The organism is Pseudomonas sp. F-14 TE3482, from assembly GCF_053629455.1.
In genome coordinates this window covers 1161778-1179066 of sequence record NZ_JBRJII010000001.1, presented here as the reverse complement: position 1 = coordinate 1179066, position 17289 = coordinate 1161778, and the positions used below count along the sequence as shown (strand labels likewise).

The following is a 17289-nucleotide window of genomic DNA, read 5'->3' as shown; positions in this document are numbered from 1 at the left end:
ATCAGGAGTGACCTGTGGATAAGTTGAAAGGCGCCTTGCTGGTAGGCGCTCTGCGTCTGTTTGCCCTGCTTCCTTGGCGGGCAGTGCAGGCGGTGGGTTCAGCAATTGGCTGGATCATGTGGAAAACCCCCAACCGTTCCCGCGACGTGGTGCGGATCAACCTCGCCAAGTGCTTTCCGCAGATGGACCCGGCCGAACGCGAGCGTTTAGTCGGACAGAGCCTGAAAGACATCGGCAAGTCCCTGACCGAGAGCGCCTGCGCATGGATCTGGCCGGCTCAGCGTTCCATAGATCTGGTGCGCGAAGTCGAAGGTCTCGATGTGCTTAAAGACGCCCTCGCCTCCGGCAAAGGTGTGGTCGGCATCACCAGCCACCTGGGCAACTGGGAAGTGTTGAACCACTTCTATTGCAACCAGTGCAAACCGATCATTTTCTACCGTCCGCCCAAGCTCAAGGCGGTGGATGAGTTGCTGCGCAAGCAGCGGGTGCAATTGGGTAACCGGGTGGCCGCTTCCACCAAGGAAGGCATCCTCAGCGTGATCAAGGAAGTGCGTAAAGGGGGGGCAGTGGGCATTCCGGCTGACCCGGAACCGGCCGAATCCGCCGGGATCTTCGTGCCGTTCTTCGCCACTCAGGCCCTGACCAGTAAATTCGTGCCGAACATGCTGGCCGGCGGCAAAGCGGTCGGCGTGTTCCTGCATGCCCTGCGGCTGCCGGACGGTTCGGGTTACAAAGTGATCCTCGAAGCCGCCCCGGAGGCTATGTACAGCACCGACACCGAAACCTCCTGCGCGGCGATGAGCCAGGTGGTCGAGCGCTATGTGCGAGCTTATCCAAGCCAGTACATGTGGAGCATGAAACGCTTCAAGAAGCGTCCGCCGGGCGAAGAACGCTGGTATTGAGGCTGTGGATAACGCTGGTAAAAATTAAAAGATCGCAGGCTTCGCCAGCGCCTACAAAAGGCGCGGCGTACACCCCCGTAGGAGCTGCCGCAGGCTGCGATCTTTTGATCTTTGGCCTGCGTGACTTCTGATCAGTGCGCCTGACGCTCAAGCTTTTTCAAAAACACCGTCATTTCCTTCTCGGCCTGTTTGTCGCCATGGTTGCGGGCGGCTTCCAGGCCCTGTTCCCAGGCCTGACGTGCCGCCGCGTAATCCGCCAGCGCCAGATGGGCCTTGCCCAATAGCTTCCAGGCCGCCGAATACTTCGGATCGAACTCGACGCAGCGCTGGAAATGCTCTGCGGCTTTGGCATTTTCACCAAGATCCAGATAACCCTTGCCCAGGCCGAAGCGCAGCAGCGAGTTATCCACACCCTTGGCGAGCATTTTTTCCAGGGATTCGATCATGGTGGATTCCTTATTGAGGTTATTCAGGGATGCCTGTTCGTTCTTGAGATTGCTTTCGCGGGCAAGCCCGCTCCCACAGGAATCTTCGGTCGTACACAAAATATGTGTTCACTGCAAAACACTGTGGGAGCGGGCTTGCCCGCGAAGGGGCCCGGCCAGCCACTGCAAATGCCGGATCAGAAGAAGCTCAACCCCACATGGAACAGCTTCTCCACATCCCGAATATGCTTTTTATCCACAAGGAACAGAATCACATGGTCGCCGGCTTCGATCACCGTTTTGTCGTGGGCGATGATCACTTCTTCGTCGCGGATGATCGCGCCGATGGTGGTCCCCGGTGGCAGGCCGATGTTTTCAATGGCCTTGCCGATCACCTTGCTCGACTTTTCATCACCGTGGGCGATGGCCTCGATGGCTTCCGCCGCACCTCGACGCAATGAGTGCACGCTGACGATATCGCCGCGCCGCACGTGGGCCAGCAAGGTGCCGATGGTCGCCAATTGCGGGCTGATGGCGATGTCGATGTCGCCGCCCTGGATCAGGTCGACGTAGGCCGGGTTGTTGATGATCGTCATCACCTTCTTCGCGCCCAGGCGCTTGGCCAGCAGCGACGACATGATGTTGGCTTCGTCGTCGTTGGTCAGCGCCAGGAAGATATCGGCGTCGGCGATGTTCTCCTCGATCAGCAGGTCGCGGTCGGAGGCACTGCCCTGCAACACCACGGTGCTGTCGAGGGTGTCCGAGAGATGGCGGCAGCGGGCCGGGTTCATCTCGATGATCTTCACCTGATAACGGCTTTCGATGGCCTCGGCCAAGCGCTCGCCAATCTGCCCGCCGCCAGCGATGACGATACGTTTGTAGCTCTCATCCAGGCGGCGCATTTCGCTCATCACCGCGCGAATGTTCGCTTTGGCGGCGATGAAAAATACTTCATCGTCGGCCTCGATCACCGTATCGCCCTGGGGCAGGATCGGCCGGTCACGACGGAAAATCGCCGCAACGCGGGTTTCGACGTTCGGCATGTGTTCACGCAACTGGCGCAATTGCTGACCTACCAGCGGACCGCCGTAATAGGCTTTCACTGCCACCAGTTGCGCCTTGCCTTCGGCGAAGTCGATTACCTGCAACGCCCCCGGATGCTGGATCAGGCGCTTGATGTAATTGGTGACGACTTGCTCCGGACTGATCAGCACGTCGACCGGAATCGCTTCGTTATCGAACAGTTCGGCGCGGGTCAGGTACGCGGCTTCGCGGACCCGGGCGATCTTGGTCGGTGTGTGAAACAGAGTGTGAGCGACCTGACAGGCCACCATGTTGGTTTCGTCACTGTTGGTCACCGCAACCAGCATGTCGGCGTCGTCGGCACCGGCCTGACGCAGGATGGTCGGCAGCGAACCGCGACCTTGCACGGTGCGGATGTCCAGTCGATCACCGAGATCGCGCAGGCGTTCGCCATCGGTGTCGACCACAGTGATGTCATTGGCTTCACTGGCCAGATGTTCTGCCAGCGAACCGCCGACCTGCCCTGCGCCGAGGATGATGATTTTCATCCATTCACTCCTTAAAACCGGTTAACCGCGCGCGGCGGCAATCTTGATCAGCTTGGCGTAATAGAACCCGTCGTGGCCACCTTCCTGTGCCAGCAATTGGCGACCATGGGGCTGCTTGATGCCGGCCTGACTGGCGATATCGAGTTCACGGGCACCCGGCGTGCGAGCGAGGAACGCTTCGATGACTTCGGTGTTCTCGCTCGGCAGCGTGGAGCAGGTGGCGTAAAGCAGAATGCCGCCCACTTCCAACGTTATCCACAGGGCGTCGAGCAGCTCGCCTTGAAGCACCGCCAGCGCGGCGATGTCATCGGGTTGGCGGGTCAGTTTGATGTCCGGATGACGACGAATTACCCCGGTGGCCGAGCACGGCGCGTCCAGCAGAATGCGTTGGAATGGCTTGCCGTCCCACCAGCTCGCGGTGTCGCGGCCGTCGGCGGCGATCAGTTCGGCGCTCAGGCCCAGGCGTGCAAGGTTTTCCCGCACCCGCACCAGACGTTTGGCTTCCAGATCCACAGCCACCACGCCAGCCAGTTTTGGCTCGGCTTCAAGGATGTGGCAGGTTTTGCCGCCCGGTGCGCAGCAGGCGTCCAGCACCCGTTGGCCTGGCGCCAGGTCCAGCAGGTCAGCGGCCAGTTGCGCGGCTTCGTCCTGCACGCTGATCCAGCCTTCGGCGAAACCTGGCAGGCTGCGCACGTCGGCAGCGGCGTCGAGGATGATGCCGTCCTGACTGTAAATGCACGGCGTGGCAGCGATGCCCGCTTCAGTCAGCAACCCGAGATAAGCATCGCGAGTGTGATGGCGACGGTTGACCCGCAAAATCATCGGCGGGTGCGCGTTGTTCGCCGCGCAAATGGCTTCCCACTGCTCAGGCCAGAAGGCTTTGAGGGATTTTTGCAGCCAGCGTGGGTGAGCGGTGCGTACCACCGGGTCGTGCTCCAGCTCGGCCAGCAGCGCTTCGCTTTCCCGTTGGGCGCGGCGCAAAACGGCGTTGAGCAAGGCTTTGGCCCACGGTTTTTTCAGTTTGTCGGCGCAACCGACGGTTTCGCCGATGGCAGCGTGGGCCGGAACCCGGGTGTAGAGCAGTTGGTAGAGACCGACCAACAACAGCGCCTCGACATCGGCATCAGCTGCCTTGAACGGCTTTTGCAGCAACTTGGCCGCCAACGCCGACAAACGTGGCTGCCAACGAGCCGTGCCGAACGCCAGGTCCTGGGTGAAGCCGCGATCGCGGTCTTCGACCTTGTCCATTTGCGTCGGCAGAGAACTGTTGAGTGAGGCTTTTCCGTTAAGAACAGCAGCAAGTGCCTTGGCGGCAGCCAGACGTGGATTCATTGAGCGTCCGCCGCTTGACCGAGAACGGTGCCGACAGCGAATTTCTCACGACGGCTGTTGAACAAGTCGCTGAAGTTCAGCGCCTTGCCGCCGGGCAATTGCAGACGGGTCAGGCACAGCGCCTGTTCACCGCAGGCGACGACCAAGCCGTCCTTGCTGGCACTGAGGATTTCACCCGGTGCGCCCTGCCCTTCGGCCTGGCTCGCAGCCAGCACTTTCAGCGCTTCGCCGTTCAGCGTGCTGTGGGTGATCGGCCAAGGGTTGAAAGCACGAACCAGACGCTCCAGCTCAACCGCCGGGCGGCTCCAGTCAATGCGTGCTTCGTCCTTGTTCAATTTGTGTGCGTAGGTGGCGAGGCTGTCGTCCTGCACTTCGCCTTCCAGAGTGCCTGCAGCCAGGCCAGCAATCGCCTGCACCACGGCCGGTGGGCCCATCTCTGCGAGGCGATCATGGAGGCTGCCGCCGGTGTCTTCTGCGCTGATCGGCGTGGTGACTTTGAGCAACATCGGCCCGGTATCCAGACCCAGTTCCATACGCATCACGGTCACGCCGCTTTCGCTATCGCCCGCCTCAACGGCGCGCTGGATCGGTGCCGCACCGCGCCAGCGTGGCAGCAAGGAAGCGTGGCTGTTGATGCAGCCCAGACGCGGGATATCCAGCACCACTTGCGGCAGGATCAGCCCGTAGGCGACCACCACCAGCAAGTCCGGTTTCAGTGCGGCGAGTTCAGCCTGAGCATCTTCGTTGCGCAGGGTTGGCGGCTGCAACACCGGGATATTGTTTTCCAACGCCAACTGCTTGACCGGGCTCGGCATCAGCTTCTGCCCACGGCCTGCCGGACGGTCCGGTTGGGTGTAGACCGCAACGATTTCGTAAGGACTGTCGAGCAGAGCCTTGAGGTGTTCGGCGGCGAATTCCGGGGTACCGGCAAAGACAATGCGCAGTGGCTCAGTCATGGGAAGCTCTCAATTACAAAGCAGTCGCAAAAGAAAAAGGCTTGCCGCAGCAAGCCTTTGAAAGAAGGGCATCAAGCGTTCTGGCGATGGAGCTTTTCCAGTTTCTTCTTGATCCGGTCGCGTTTGAGCGTGGACAGGTAATCAACGAACAATTTGCCGTTGAGGTGGTCGCATTCATGCTGGATGCATACCGCAAGCAGGCCTTCGGCGATCAGTTCGTACGGTTGGCCGTCGCGATCCTGGGCCTTGATTTTGACCTTTTGCGGGCGATCGACGTTTTCGTAGAAGCCCGGCACCGAGAGGCAGCCTTCCTGGTACTGGTCCACCTCGTCAGTCAGGACTTCGAACTCGGGGTTGATGAACACTCGCGGTTCGCTGCGGTCTTCGGAGAGGTCCATCACGACGATACGTTTGTGCACGTTGACCTGGGTCGCGGCGAGGCCGATGCCTGGCGCTTCATACATTGTTTCAAACATGTCATCGACCAACTGACGCACTTCGTCGTCCACTACAGCCACTGGTTTGGCGATAGTGCGCAGGCGCGAGTCGGGGAATTCGAGGATGTCTAAAATGGCCATAAGCTCAATTGCTGCACGTGTGAGGTAAAGTCGGGTCGATGGCCTGGCGAGTCCGAGGATGCAGGCTACCGTTGTGAACGTAGCTTCCCGCTTTTCAATAATGAGCCGGAAGCGAGCCACGAGGGCTCTGGCGTTTCACGCGAACGTACATAATAAAGGGATTCACCGCATGAGGAAATCACTACTCGCCTTGCTCCTTCTGGCCTCGGCCGGTTTTGCGCATGGGCAAGTGCAACTCAGGGAAGGTTTTCCACAGCAATACACCGTGGTGGCAGGGGACACACTCTGGGATATTTCCGCCAAATACCTGCGTGAGCCATGGGAGTGGCCGCAGCTTTGGCAGGCCAATCCACAGATCGAAAACCCCAATCTCATCTATCCGGGCGATACGCTGTCGCTGGTCTACGTCAACGGTCAGCCACGTCTGACCCTCAATCGCGGCGCTTCCCGGGGCACCATCAAGCTTTCGCCACGAATCCGCAGCTCGCCGGTGGCCGACGCCATTCCGAGCATTCCGCTGAAATCGATCAACAGCTTTCTGCTGAGCAATCGCATCGTCGACAAGGCAGAGGATTTCGACAAGGCGCCCTATATCGTCGCCGGCGATGCCGAACGGGTGCTCAGTGGCACCGGTGATCGAATATTCGCGCGTGGCCATTTCGACCCGGCACAACCGGTGTACGGCATCTTCCGTCAGGGCAAGGTCTACACCGATCCGCAGAGCAAGGAGTTTCTGGGGATCAACGCCGACGACATCGGTGGCGGCGAAATCATTGCCACTGAGGGCGATGTCGCCACCCTGGCCCTGCAACGCACCACTCAGGAAGTGCGACTCGGCGACCGCTTATTCGGCGGCGAAGAACGCTCGATCAATTCGACCTTCATGCCCAGTGCCCCGACAACCGAAATCAACGGCTTGATCATTGATGTGCCGCGAGGGGTCACCCAGATCGGCGCACTGGATGTCGTCACGCTGAACAAGGGGCAGCGCGATGGCCTGGCCGAAGGCAATGTGCTGGTGGTGATGAAAACCGGTGAAACCGTGCGTGACCGGATCACCGGCCAGCCATTGAAAATTCCCGACGAGCGGGCCGGGCTGCTGATGGTATTCCGCACCTACGACAAGCTCAGCTACGGGCTTGTCCTTAACGCATCGCGCTCCTTGGCGGTGATGGACAAGGTGCGAAATCCTTAAGCCTGCTCACAAGTTACCAACAGAGTTATCCACAGCTTATTCCCGATTCGATGGGACTCTATAACGATCAAGGATGATCTATGTCGTTGTCTGCCTGTATGTCCGTTTCCCCCGCGGAACTGGAAGCCCGTTTACGCCTGCACCGTTTGCCGGAACTCGGCCCTGCGCGTTTCAAGAAGTTGCTTGAGGCCTTCGGCTCTGCCTCCAAAGCCATCAGCGCACCGGCTAGCGCCTGGCGTGCATTGGGCCTGCCGCTCACTTGCGCGGAGGGCCGGCGCTCTATTGAAGTCCGTGACGGCGCCCGTCATGCATTAGCCTGGTTAGAGCGCCCGGGCCAGCATTTACTGATGTGGGACCAACCTGACTACCCCGCGTTGCTGGCGCAAATCAGCGATGCGCCGCCGCTGTTATTCGTCGCGGGCGATCCGGTAATTCTGGAAAAACCACAGCTGGCGATGGTCGGCAGCCGCCATGCTTCGCGACCGGGCATGGACACCGCCACCGCGTTTTCCCGCACGCTGGCCGGCGCCGGTTTTGTCATCACCAGCGGTCTGGCCCTGGGCATCGATGCGGCGGCGCATCAGGCGGCTCTGGACGTTGGCGGGCAAACGGTCGGCGTACTTGGCACGGGGCTTGAAAATTTTTATCCACAGCGCAATCGGCGACTGGCAGACGCCATGATTGCCTCGGGAAGCGCGGTCCTTTCGGAGTTCCCGCTGGACGCCGGCCCTTCCCCCAGCAACTTCCCCCGGCGCAATCGAATCATCAGCGGTTTGTCCCTCGGCGTGCTCGTGGTCGAGGCGAGTGTTGCCAGTGGTTCGTTGATCACCGCCAGGCTGGCGGCGGAACAGGGGCGTGAGGTGTATGCGATTCCAGGGTCGATCCATCACCCCGGGGCAAAGGGTTGCCATCAGTTGATTCGCGACGGTGCGGTGCTGGTGGAAACCATCGAGCATATCCTCGAAGCCTTGCGCGGCTGGCAAAGGCTGCCGTTATCCTCGGAAACGCCGCAGACGACAGAGACTCATCCGCTGCTCATATTGCTCCACGCGGCGCCCCATACCAGCGAAGCCTTGGCGATCACCAGCGGCTGGGCATTGTCGAAAGTGTTGGCAGCGCTGACGGAACTGGAAATGGACGGCCGTGCGGTCTGTGAAAGTGGCCGCTGGCTTGCACGGGGACGCTAGGTTTTGCATGGAAGATCGGTAAACTGCCCAGAGCCTTATTCCGGAGAGTCTTTCATGGTTAACAGTTGGCGTGTGCAACAAGCCGCACGAGAAGTTCGCGCCGGGGCGGTCATTGCCTATCCAACCGAAGCTGTCTGGGGCCTGGGTTGTGACCCGTGGAACGAAGAGGCGGTGGATCGTCTGCTGCTGATCAAGGGACGGTCTGTGGATAAAGGTCTGATTCTGGTGGCCGACAATATTCGCCAGTTCGACTTCCTCTTCGAAGACTTCCCTGAATTGTGGATGGACCGCATGGCCAGCACTTGGCCGGGCCCCAACACCTGGCTGGTGCCGCATCAAAATATGTTGCCCCAGTGGATTACCGGTGTGCATGAAACGGTGGCGTTGCGGGTTAGCGATCACCCACTGGTGCGGGATTTGTGTGCGGTGGTCGGGCCGTTGGTGTCGACCTCGGCTAACCCTCAGGGGCGGCCAGCGGCGCGGACGCGGATTCGCGTGGAGCAGTATTTCCGCGGGCAGGTTGATTGGGTGCTGGGCGGCAATCTGGGTGGGCGGAAGAATCCGAGCGTCATTCGCGATCTGGCGACCGGCCACGTTGTGCGCCCGGATTAAGTCCGCATCATCGTTCATCGCGGGCAAGCCTCGCTCCCACAGATCCGAGTCGTACACGAATAATGTGCACGACCGAAGTCCTGTGGGAGCGGGCTTGCCCGCGATGGCGTCCTCAAGGCAACAAAACAGTCGAGCCAGTCGTACGCCGCGCCGACAATTCGGTCTGCGCTTTGGCCGCTTCAGCCAATGGATACCGCTGACTGATGTCCACCGTAAGCTTCCCGCTGATGATCATCTCGAACAGCTCATCGGCCATGTTTTGCAGGTTTTCAGCGTTGTTGGCGTAGGTCGCCAGAGTCGGTCGGGTCACGTACAGCGAACCCTTCCCCGCGAGAATCCCCAGATTCACTCCATCCACTGCGCCTGATGCATTACCGAAACTCACCACCAGCCCCCGAGGCGCGACGCTGTCGAGCGATGTCAGCCAGGTATCTTTGCCTACACCGTCGTACACCACCGGCACCTTTTTACCGTCAGTCAATTCCAGCACCCGTTGTGCGACGTTTTCATGGCTGTAATCGATGGTCGCCCAGGCACCATTGGCTTTCGCCAGGGCGGCTTTCTCTGCTGAACTGACTGTGCCGATCAGCTTAACGTCCAAGGCCTTGGCCCATTGGCAGGCCAGGGAACCGACGCCTCCGGCTGCCGCGTGGAACAGAATGGTTTCGCCACCCTTGAGTTCATACGTCTGACGCAGCAAGTACTGCACGGTCAGGCCTTTGAGCATCACGCCGGCGGCCTGTTCGAAGCTGATGGCATCCGGCAGATGGACCAGATTGGCTTCCGGCAATACATGAACGTCGCTATAAGCACCCAATGGGCCGCTGCCGTACGCCACGCGATCGCCAATCTTGAAGCGGGTGACTTCGCTGCCGATTGCTTCGACCACGCCCGCGCCTTCAGCGCCCAGGCCCGACGGCAAGGCGGGTGGCGCATAGAGACCACCGCGGTAATAGGTGTCAATGAAGTTCAGGCCGATGGCCTTGTTGGTCACGCGCACCTGCAGCGGGCCGGGTTCGGCGGGCTGGTAATCGACATGCTCAAGCACTTCGGGACCGCCATGGGCGCGGAACTGGATACGCTTTGCCATCTGCACTTTCCTTAAGTATCAGCTTCTAGAGTTGTAGCGCCAAGCGCCCTATCGGACTCTTAAAGCTTGACCTTCGTCAACTGCGACGGCACAAGGTGCAGTGTTATCCTACGCAGCAATTTGCCGCCGGCCTGTATGAGCGCCGCGTAGCTTTGCCCGATTCAAGGTGATGCCATGACTACCCGCACCGAGGCCGTAAAAGCCTACCTGCTCGACCTGCAAGACCGCATTTGCGCTGCTTTGGAAGCTGAAGACGGCGGCGCGCATTTCGTCGAAGACGCCTGGACCCGCCCTGCCGGCGGTGGTGGTCGCACCCGGGTGATCGAAAACGGCGCGGTCATTGAAAAGGGCGGCGTCAACTTTTCCCACGTCTTTGGCAGCGGTCTCCCACCCTCTGCCAGCGCTCATCGGCCAGAACTGGCCGGCCGAGGCTTCGAAGCCTTGGGCGTGTCTTTGGTGATTCACCCGCACAACCCCCATGTACCGACGTCCCACGCCAATGTGCGCTTTTTCATCGCCGAGAAAGAAGGTGAAGAGCCGGTCTGGTGGTTCGGTGGCGGCTTCGACCTGACCCCTTATTACGGTAATGAAGAAGATTGCGTGCACTGGCACCGCGTCGCCGAACAGGCCTGCGCGCCGTTCGGGCCAGACGTCTACCCGCGCTACAAAGCCTGGTGCGACAGTTACTTCCACATCAAGCATCGCCACGAGCCGCGTGGCATCGGCGGCCTGTTTTTCGATGACTTGAACGAGTGGGACTTCGAGACCAGCTTCGCCTTCATGCGCGCCATCGGCGATGCGTTCATCGACGCTTACCTGCCAATCGTGCAGCGCCGCAAGAACGATGCGTTCACGGCCAAACAGCGTGAATTCCAGGAGTTTCGCCGTGGCCGTTACGTCGAGTTCAACCTGGTCTATGACCGCGGCACGCTGTTCGGCCTGCAATCGGGCGGGCGTACCGAGTCGATCCTGATGTCGCTGCCGCCGCAAGTGCGCTGGGCCTACGACTGGAAAGCCGAGCCGGGCAGTGAAGAAGCGCGCCTGACCGAGTACTTCCTGCAAGACCGCGATTGGTTGGCGAAGGCCTGATTCCAGGGTTTGAGTTTTTGCATCGTCGGGGTTGCCGTCAAGATCGCAACCTTCGGCAGCTCCTACGGTTGAGGAATGTAGATGGATCGTTACGTCGTATTCGGTAATCCGATTGGCCACAGCAAGTCGCCGCTGATCCACCGTTTGTTCGCCGAGCAAACGGGGCAAAAACTCGATTACAGCACTTTGCTGGCGCCCCTCGATGATTTTTCCGGCTGTGCCCGGGCATTTTTCCGTGAAGGGCGTGGGGCGAATGTGACGGTGCCGTTCAAGGAAGACGCTTATCGCCTGGCGAACAGCTTGACGAAGCGGGCGCAGCGGGCTGGCGCGGTGAATACCCTGAGCAAACTGGCCGATGGCAGTCTGCTGGGCGACAACACCGATGGCGCCGGGCTGGTGCGGGACCTGACGGTCAATGCCGGTTTCAGCCTCAAGGGCAAACGCATCCTGCTGCTGGGTGCGGGCGGCGCGGTGCGCGGTGCGCTGGAGCCGTTGCTGGCGGAGCAACCGGCATCAGTGATCATCGCTAACCGCACGGTGGAAAAAGCCGAGTTGCTGGCGCAATTGTTCGCGGATCTGGGGCCGGTATCGGCCAGTGGTTTCGATTGGTTGCAGGAGCCGGTGGACCTGATCATCAACGCTACGTCGGCGAGCCTGTCAGGCGATGTACCGCCGATTGCCAGCAGCTTGATCGAGCCGGGCAAGACGGTTTGCTATGACATGATGTACGGCAAGGAGCCGACCTCCTTCTGCCGCTGGGCTAGCGAGCACGGCGCGGCGGTGGCGATGGATGGCCTGGGAATGTTGGCAGAGCAGGCGGCGGAAGCTTTCTACCTGTGGCGCGGTGTGCGCCCGGATACAGCGCCGGTATTGGCCGAACTCCGCCGGCAATTGGCCGCTTAGTTCTCTGTGGCGAGGGAGCTTGCTCCCGTTGGGTTGCGAAGCGACCCTAAAATCTGCGGGCGCTTCGCACCCGAGCGGGAGCAAGCTCCCTCGCCACAGTGGTCTGTGTTTATTCCAAGGTGGGATGTTTCAATCTTCGAAGCGGATCGGGCACTTCTCCGCGCCTTCGAGCTTTCTCAACTCCTCCACCACCTGCGGCCGTGCCCGCCGCAGCGTCAGGCTGCGATCCTGGCGTAGCAGCCGTCGTGCTTCCTGGTGCAGCATTTCCACGCCCGAATAGTCGATGAAGTTGATCTGCTGCGCCTCGATCACCACCCGCGCGCCGTGCATTCGTTGCAAACGCACCTGCAGGTAATGGCTGGCGCCGAAAAAGATCGAACCGCCGACTCGCAGAATGTCTTCGTCGCCCTCACGCCAATGCTGCACCCGAGGTTGCGAGGTGCGTTTGAGGTAGAAGAACAACGATGCCAGCACTCCGGCGTAGATCGCCGTTTGCAACTCCAGCAACAGCGTCGCGACACAGGTCAGCGCCATGACCAGAAACTCGGCACGGCTGACTCGTAACAACGCGCGAATGCCGCGATGGTCGACCAATCCCCAGGCGATCAACAAAATGCTACCGGCCATGGCCGGGATCGGAATGTGCGCGATCAATACCGCACCGAAGATAGCGAACAAGGCTACCCAAACCGCGGAAAAAACCCCTGCCAACGGTGAGCAGGCACCGGCGTCGTAGCTCAGGGCCGAGCGGGTGAAGGAACCGGCTGACAGCGAGCCGGAAAAAAACGCACCGACCATGTTCGAAAAACCCTGGGCGCGGACTTCTTGATTGGCGTCGAGCAACTGCTGGGAACGCGCCGACAAGGAGCGGGCAATCGACAGGCTCGTCACCAGCCCGAGCATGCCGACCGCCACCGCGCTGGGCAGCAGGCGCAACACCAGGTCCAGATCCAGCGGCAGCGGGCTGAAGGGCGGCAGCCGTCCGACAAAGGCGCTGACCAACTGCACATGGCCGAACATCGCTGGCCATAGCCACACCAGCGATCCGCTCAAGGCCAGAGCGATCAACAGCGTCGGCCAGCGCGGCACCAGCAGCTTCAACGCGATGCCCACCCCGACCGTGGCCAGGCCCAGTACCAGCGAGGGTTTGTCCACCTCACTGAGATGACTGAACAGCAGCAGCAGGCTGTTCAGCGCCGTGGCCTGGTTGGGCACATCCAGCCCCAGCAAATTCGGCAGTTGCCCGACGGCAATCACCACCGCTGCGCCAAGGGTGAAGCCCAGCACCACCGAGTGAGAGACGAAATTCACCAAGGCGCCGAAACGCAGCAAACCCAGCAGCCACTGGAAAATGCCCGCCAGGAGTGTCAGAAGCAGGATCAGCGTGACGTAGTCCTGCGACCCGGGGACGGCCAGAGGACTGACGCTGGCGTACAGGACGATGGAAATGGCCGCCGTAGGACCGCAGATCAAATGCCACGACGAACCCCAGAGGCAGGCGATCAGCACCGGGATAATCGCGGCGTACAACCCGTATTCCGGTGGGAGACCGGCGATCAGGGCGTAGGCAATGGATTGTGGCAACGCGAGAATCGCGCCGCTCAGGCCGACGATCAGGTCACGACCGACGCTGGCGCGGGTTTGCCGGGGCAACCAGGTCAGGAAGGGGAAGAGTGAATGAAGGCTGGGGAAGGCCATGGGTCCTCTCGGCAAGGGGTAAATCGTCAGGGTAAAGCATTGGCCTGCAGTGGGCAGATCATTGTGGCGAGGGAGCTTGCTCCCGCTCGGTTGCGCAGCAGCCGCAAATCCGGACAACTCGGTGAGACAGATAAACCGTGTTTGCCGAAATGGGAGCGCTACGCACTCCAGCGGGAGCAAGCTCCCTCGCCACAGGTAACTATTACAACTTGGCTTTCACCGCCGGCAATGCATCCTTTCCATCCACTGTCTTCACCCCGTCCAGCCACTTATCCAGCACCGCCGGGTTGGCCTTGATCCACGCCTTGGCCGCCGCGGCATTGCTGATCTTTTTATTCACCACCTCGGCCATGATGCTGTTCTCCATTTCTTGGGTAAAACTCAGGTTGGTGAGCAGTTTGCCGACATTCGGGCAGGCCTGTGCATAACCTTTGCGGGTCAGTGTATAAACGCTGCCGGTGTCACCGAAGTATTTCTCGCCACCCTTCAGGTAATGCATTTTCAGCTGTACGTTCATCGGATGTGGCGTCCAGCCGAGGAAGGTCACGAACTTCTGTTTCTTCACTGCGCGAGACACTTCGGCCAGCATCGCCTGCTCACTGGACTCAATCAGTTTCCACTGACCCATATCGAAGTCGTTCTTCTTGATGATCTCTTGCAGCGAAATGTTCGCTGGGGCGCCTGAGCCGATGCCATAGATCTTCCTGTCAAACTTGTCGGCGTACTTGTTCAAGTCATTAAAGTTATGCACACCCGCGTCCCAAACATAATCCGGAACCGCCAGCGTGAACTCGGTGCCGTCGAGGTTCTTCGCCAGTTGCGTAACGTCGCCATTGGCCACGAATTTGTCATAGAAGCCTTGCTGTGCCGGCATCCAGTTACCCAGGAACACGTCCACCTGGCCATCCTTCAGACCGCCAAAGGTGATCGGCACCGCCAGTGTGTCGACCTTGGCCTTGTAGCCCATGCCGTCCAGCAGAAACCCGGTGATGGCGTTGGTTGCAGCGATGTCGCTCCAGCCAGGGTCGGCCATTTTCACCGTCTCGCAGCTTTGCTCGGCATAGGCCGAGGCACTGCCCAGAGCCAGAAGCCCGACCGTCAGTACTGTGGATAACCTTTGCATGGACTTCCCCTTAACATTATTGGTTTTGGCAGGGTTGTGGATAACGTGCTTTGCGTTCCAGATCGTCGAGATCGATGTGGTTGCGCATGTACTGCTGGCTGGCGTCCACCAGCGGCTGGTGATCCCAGCTCTTCAGCTTGCCGATGGTCAGGGCGTCGGCGACGAAACGCCGGCGTCGCTGACTGGCGAGCACCTGTTGGTGGATCGCCGGGATATCCCATTTTGCCCGCGCTTGGGCGAGAAACTCCTCGAAAAGCTGCCGATATTGCGGCGATTGGCTTAGTTCTTCCTGTTCCTTCGGGTCGTTATGTACATCGAAGAGTAGGCAAGGGTCGTCTTCGCTGTAGATGAATTTGTAAGCGCCGCGGCGAATCATCATCAACGGGCTGATGGTGCCTTCAGCCATGTATTCACCGAACACTTCGTCGTGACCGCCCTGCCCTTGCAGATGCGAAACCAGCGAGCGGCCGTCCAGCGGCAAACCCGGTTCCAGCGAGCCGCCGGCCAATTCCACAAAGGTCGGTAGCAGGTCGGCAGTGGACACCGCTGCGCTGACCCGCCCAGCCCCGAATTGCCCTGGTGCACTGATCAACAGCGGTACACGGGCAGCCATTTCGTACCAGTGCATCTTGTACCAGAGGCCGCGCTCGCCGAGCATGTCGCCGTGGTCACCGGAGAATACGATGATGGTGTCATCGATCAGCCCGGTTTCCTCGAGAGTTCGCAGAAGTTTGCCGACGTTGCCGTCAATATAGCTGCACGCACCGAAATAGGCGCGGCGCGCATCGCGAATCTTATCCACAGGCAGCGGCTTGTCCCAAAGGTCGTAGACCTTGAGCAAACGCTGGGAGTGAGGATCAAGTTGATCCTGTGCAGGTGTCTCGGGCAAAGGGATGTCGGCGTCGTCGTACATATCCCAGAAAGCCTTGGGAATTGTGTACGGGTCGTGTGGGTGAGTCATTGACACGGTCAGGCAAAACGGCTGATCGCCATCTTCGCGGATGTGATCGAACAGGTATTGCTGGGCCTTGAACACCACCTCTTCGTCGAAATCCAGCTGATTGGTGCGCACGCATGGCCCGGCTTGCAGCACCGACGACATGTTGTGATACCAGGTTGGACGCACATCCGGCTCGTCCCAGTTCACCGCCCAACCATAGTCGGCCGGGTAGATGTCGCTGGTCAGGCGTTCTTCGTAACCGTGCAACTGGTCCGGGCCGCAGAAATGCATCTTGCCCGACAGCGCGGTGCGGTAACCAAGGCGCCGCAGGTAATGGGCATAGGTCGGTATATCGGCGGGGAAGTCGGCCGCGTTGTCGTAGGCGCCGATCTTGCTCGGCAACTGACCGCTGACCAGAGTAAAACGCGACGGCGCGCAAAGAGGGCTATTGCAATAAGCGGCGTCGAACACCACGCCTTCAGCGGCGAGGCGGCTGAGATTCGGCAGTCTGATAGGCGAAGGGCCGTAGAACGGCAACATTGGCGCGGCCATTTGATCGGCCATGATGAAAAGAATATTTTTGCGCTTCATGTGATCGCGGCATTCCATAGTGGATATTTATGCGAGAGTGCTGTGATCGAGCATGGAGTCCATAATCTTTGTGGTAAAGCCCATGCCAGGCAATGACTAGGATAAGCACAGCTTATGTATGACGCCCTCGGTGATTTGTCTCTGGACCTGCTGCGTGCCTTTGAAGCCGCGGCCCGGCATCGCAGTTTCACCGCCGCCGCGGTGGAGCTCGGCACCACGCAACCGGCCATCAGCCAGCAGATCAAACGACTGGAGGAACAACTTGCGACACGGTTGTTCGACCGTATCTATCGCGGTATTGAGCTGACTGAGGCCGGGACTATTCTGTTCGAGCAAGTTCAGCTCGGTTTGCAGAATATCGATGCAGGATTGAGCGCAATCAGCGCACAACAGCAGCACGAAGTGTTGCAAGTGGCCACCGACTTTGCCTTCGCCGCGTACTGGCTGATGCCGCGTCTGCATCGCTTCCATAGCGCCAACCCTCAAGTGGATGTCAGCCTGGTTACCAGCGAACGCAGCCACAACATGCTGCGAACCGATATCGATGTGGCGGTGCTGTTCGGCGATGGCCGGTTCAAGCAGGGCGAGAGCCATTGGCTGTTCAGCGAAGAAGTGTTTCCGGTGTGCAGCCCGCTGCTGTTGAAGGACCGTGCCCTGCCCTTGCCGGCCCAGTCATTGCTGGAGTTTCCGCTGCTGCACCTGCGAGGCGAACACAGCAGCAACTGGTTTGACTGGAGCGGCGTGTTTCGCGAGTTGGGAATCACCTCGGCCCCAGCGCCGGGGCAACTGCGCTTCGACAATTACACCTTACTGATTCAGGCGGCGATTGGCGGCCAGGGCGTTGCGATCGGTTGGCGGCACCTTGTGGATAACTTGTTGGCGCAAGGTCTGTTGTGTCGCCCGATTGCCGACACGGTGATTTCCAGGCTGGGTTATTACGTGGTCCTGCCCCAGCGCAAACGGCGTGGGGCGTTGATTCAACTGTTTGTGGATTGGTTGATGGCGGAACAGGCCAGTAGTGCGCAATCGCTCAATGGTCTCCTTTTACCTTCGATTGCGGTGTAAAGCTAAAACGAAAAGATCGCAGCCTTCGGCAG

16 protein-coding genes are annotated in these 17289 nt (G+C 60.0%); 7 read left to right on the top strand and 9 right to left on the bottom strand.

Features of this window, described 5'->3' with window-relative positions:
- Nucleotides 1-14 precede the first annotated feature (14 nt).
- Complete coding sequence (locus AB7M26_RS05170; protein WP_008007909.1) at nucleotides 15-902, top strand: lysophospholipid acyltransferase; 888 nt, start codon at nucleotides 15-17, stop codon at nucleotides 900-902.
- Between the two features lie 131 nt (nucleotides 903-1033).
- Here AB7M26_RS05170 and AB7M26_RS05165 read toward each other — a convergent pair whose 3' ends face one another.
- From AB7M26_RS05165 to def, 5 genes are all read right to left on the bottom strand, one after another.
- Nucleotides 1034-1348 (bottom strand): tetratricopeptide repeat protein, encoded by a 315-nt coding sequence (locus tag AB7M26_RS05165; protein WP_008007911.1) that lies wholly within the window; start codon nucleotides 1346-1348, stop codon nucleotides 1034-1036.
- A gap of 176 nt (nucleotides 1349-1524) precedes the next feature.
- Complete coding sequence (gene trkA, locus AB7M26_RS05160; protein WP_123495576.1) at nucleotides 1525-2898, bottom strand: Trk system potassium transporter TrkA; 1374 nt, start codon at nucleotides 2896-2898, stop codon at nucleotides 1525-1527.
- Nucleotides 2899-2919: 21 nt separating this feature from the next.
- Nucleotides 2920-4230: a 16S rRNA (cytosine(967)-C(5))-methyltransferase RsmB gene (rsmB, locus tag AB7M26_RS05155; RefSeq protein ID WP_123495574.1), complete on the bottom strand. Its 1311-nt coding sequence runs from the start codon at nucleotides 4228-4230 to the stop codon at nucleotides 2920-2922.
- Nucleotides 4227-5186, bottom strand: a complete 960-nt coding sequence (gene fmt / locus AB7M26_RS05150) for a methionyl-tRNA formyltransferase (protein ID WP_123495572.1) — start codon at nucleotides 5184-5186, stop codon at nucleotides 4227-4229. The genes rsmB and fmt overlap by 4 nt, the downstream gene beginning before the upstream one ends.
- A 71-nt stretch (nucleotides 5187-5257) precedes the next feature.
- Entirely contained in the window at nucleotides 5258-5764 is a 507-nt protein-coding gene (def, locus tag AB7M26_RS05145; RefSeq protein WP_007902944.1) for a peptide deformylase, read from the bottom strand.
- Between the two features lie 169 nt (nucleotides 5765-5933).
- On the opposite strand from def, the gene AB7M26_RS05140 reads away from it, so the two are divergent.
- The 3 genes from AB7M26_RS05140 to AB7M26_RS05130 all read left to right on the top strand — a co-directional run bounded on the left by AB7M26_RS05140 (nucleotide 5934) and on the right by AB7M26_RS05130 (nucleotide 8758).
- The gene (locus AB7M26_RS05140) at nucleotides 5934-6959 is read left to right on the top strand and encodes a LysM peptidoglycan-binding domain-containing protein (RefSeq protein ID WP_063342017.1); all 1026 of its coding nucleotides are present in this window, start codon (nucleotides 5934-5936) and stop codon (nucleotides 6957-6959) included.
- Nucleotides 6960-7039: 80 nt separating this feature from the next.
- Nucleotides 7040-8146: a DNA-processing protein DprA gene (gene dprA, locus AB7M26_RS05135; RefSeq protein ID WP_429388208.1), complete on the top strand. Its 1107-nt coding sequence runs from the start codon at nucleotides 7040-7042 to the stop codon at nucleotides 8144-8146.
- A gap of 54 nt (nucleotides 8147-8200) precedes the next feature.
- A complete protein-coding gene (locus AB7M26_RS05130; protein ID WP_123495569.1) occupies nucleotides 8201-8758 on the top strand; it encodes an L-threonylcarbamoyladenylate synthase in 558 nt (185 codons plus the stop codon).
- Between the two features lie 112 nt (nucleotides 8759-8870).
- Here the strand turns inward: AB7M26_RS05130 and AB7M26_RS05125 are convergent, their stop codons facing one another.
- Nucleotides 8871-9848, bottom strand: coding sequence for an NADPH:quinone reductase (locus AB7M26_RS05125; protein ID WP_123495567.1), 978 nt, complete (start codon nucleotides 9846-9848; stop codon nucleotides 8871-8873).
- Between the two features lie 174 nt (nucleotides 9849-10022).
- On the opposite strand from AB7M26_RS05125, the gene hemF reads away from it, so the two are divergent.
- Nucleotides 10023-10937, top strand: a complete 915-nt coding sequence (gene hemF, locus AB7M26_RS05120) for an oxygen-dependent coproporphyrinogen oxidase (RefSeq protein WP_123495565.1) — start codon at nucleotides 10023-10025, stop codon at nucleotides 10935-10937.
- 81 nt (nucleotides 10938-11018) lie between these two features.
- Complete coding sequence (aroE, locus tag AB7M26_RS05115) at nucleotides 11019-11840, top strand: shikimate dehydrogenase (RefSeq protein WP_123495563.1); 822 nt, start codon at nucleotides 11019-11021, stop codon at nucleotides 11838-11840.
- A 129-nt stretch (nucleotides 11841-11969) separates the two neighbouring features.
- Here aroE and AB7M26_RS05110 read toward each other — a convergent pair whose 3' ends face one another.
- The 3 genes from AB7M26_RS05110 to betC all read right to left on the bottom strand — a co-directional run bounded on the left by AB7M26_RS05110 (nucleotide 11970) and on the right by betC (nucleotide 16192).
- Entirely contained in the window at nucleotides 11970-13538 is a 1569-nt protein-coding gene (locus tag AB7M26_RS05110; RefSeq protein ID WP_123495561.1) for a SulP family inorganic anion transporter, read from the bottom strand.
- A gap of 202 nt (nucleotides 13539-13740) precedes the next feature.
- Nucleotides 13741-14661 carry a choline ABC transporter substrate-binding protein gene (choX, locus tag AB7M26_RS05105; protein WP_123495559.1) on the bottom strand — a complete coding sequence of 307 codons (921 nt, stop codon included), beginning with the start codon at nucleotides 14659-14661 and terminating at the stop codon, nucleotides 13741-13743.
- Between the two features lie 16 nt (nucleotides 14662-14677).
- The gene (gene betC / locus AB7M26_RS05100) at nucleotides 14678-16192 is read right to left on the bottom strand and encodes a choline-sulfatase (protein WP_123495557.1); all 1515 of its coding nucleotides are present in this window, start codon (nucleotides 16190-16192) and stop codon (nucleotides 14678-14680) included.
- A gap of 114 nt (nucleotides 16193-16306) precedes the next feature.
- Here betC and AB7M26_RS05095 point away from each other — a divergent pair, with 114 nt between their 5' ends.
- Nucleotides 16307-17257, top strand: a complete 951-nt coding sequence (locus AB7M26_RS05095) for a choline sulfate utilization transcriptional regulator (RefSeq protein ID WP_123495555.1) — start codon at nucleotides 16307-16309, stop codon at nucleotides 17255-17257.
- The last annotated feature ends 32 nt before the right edge of the window (nucleotides 17258-17289 follow it).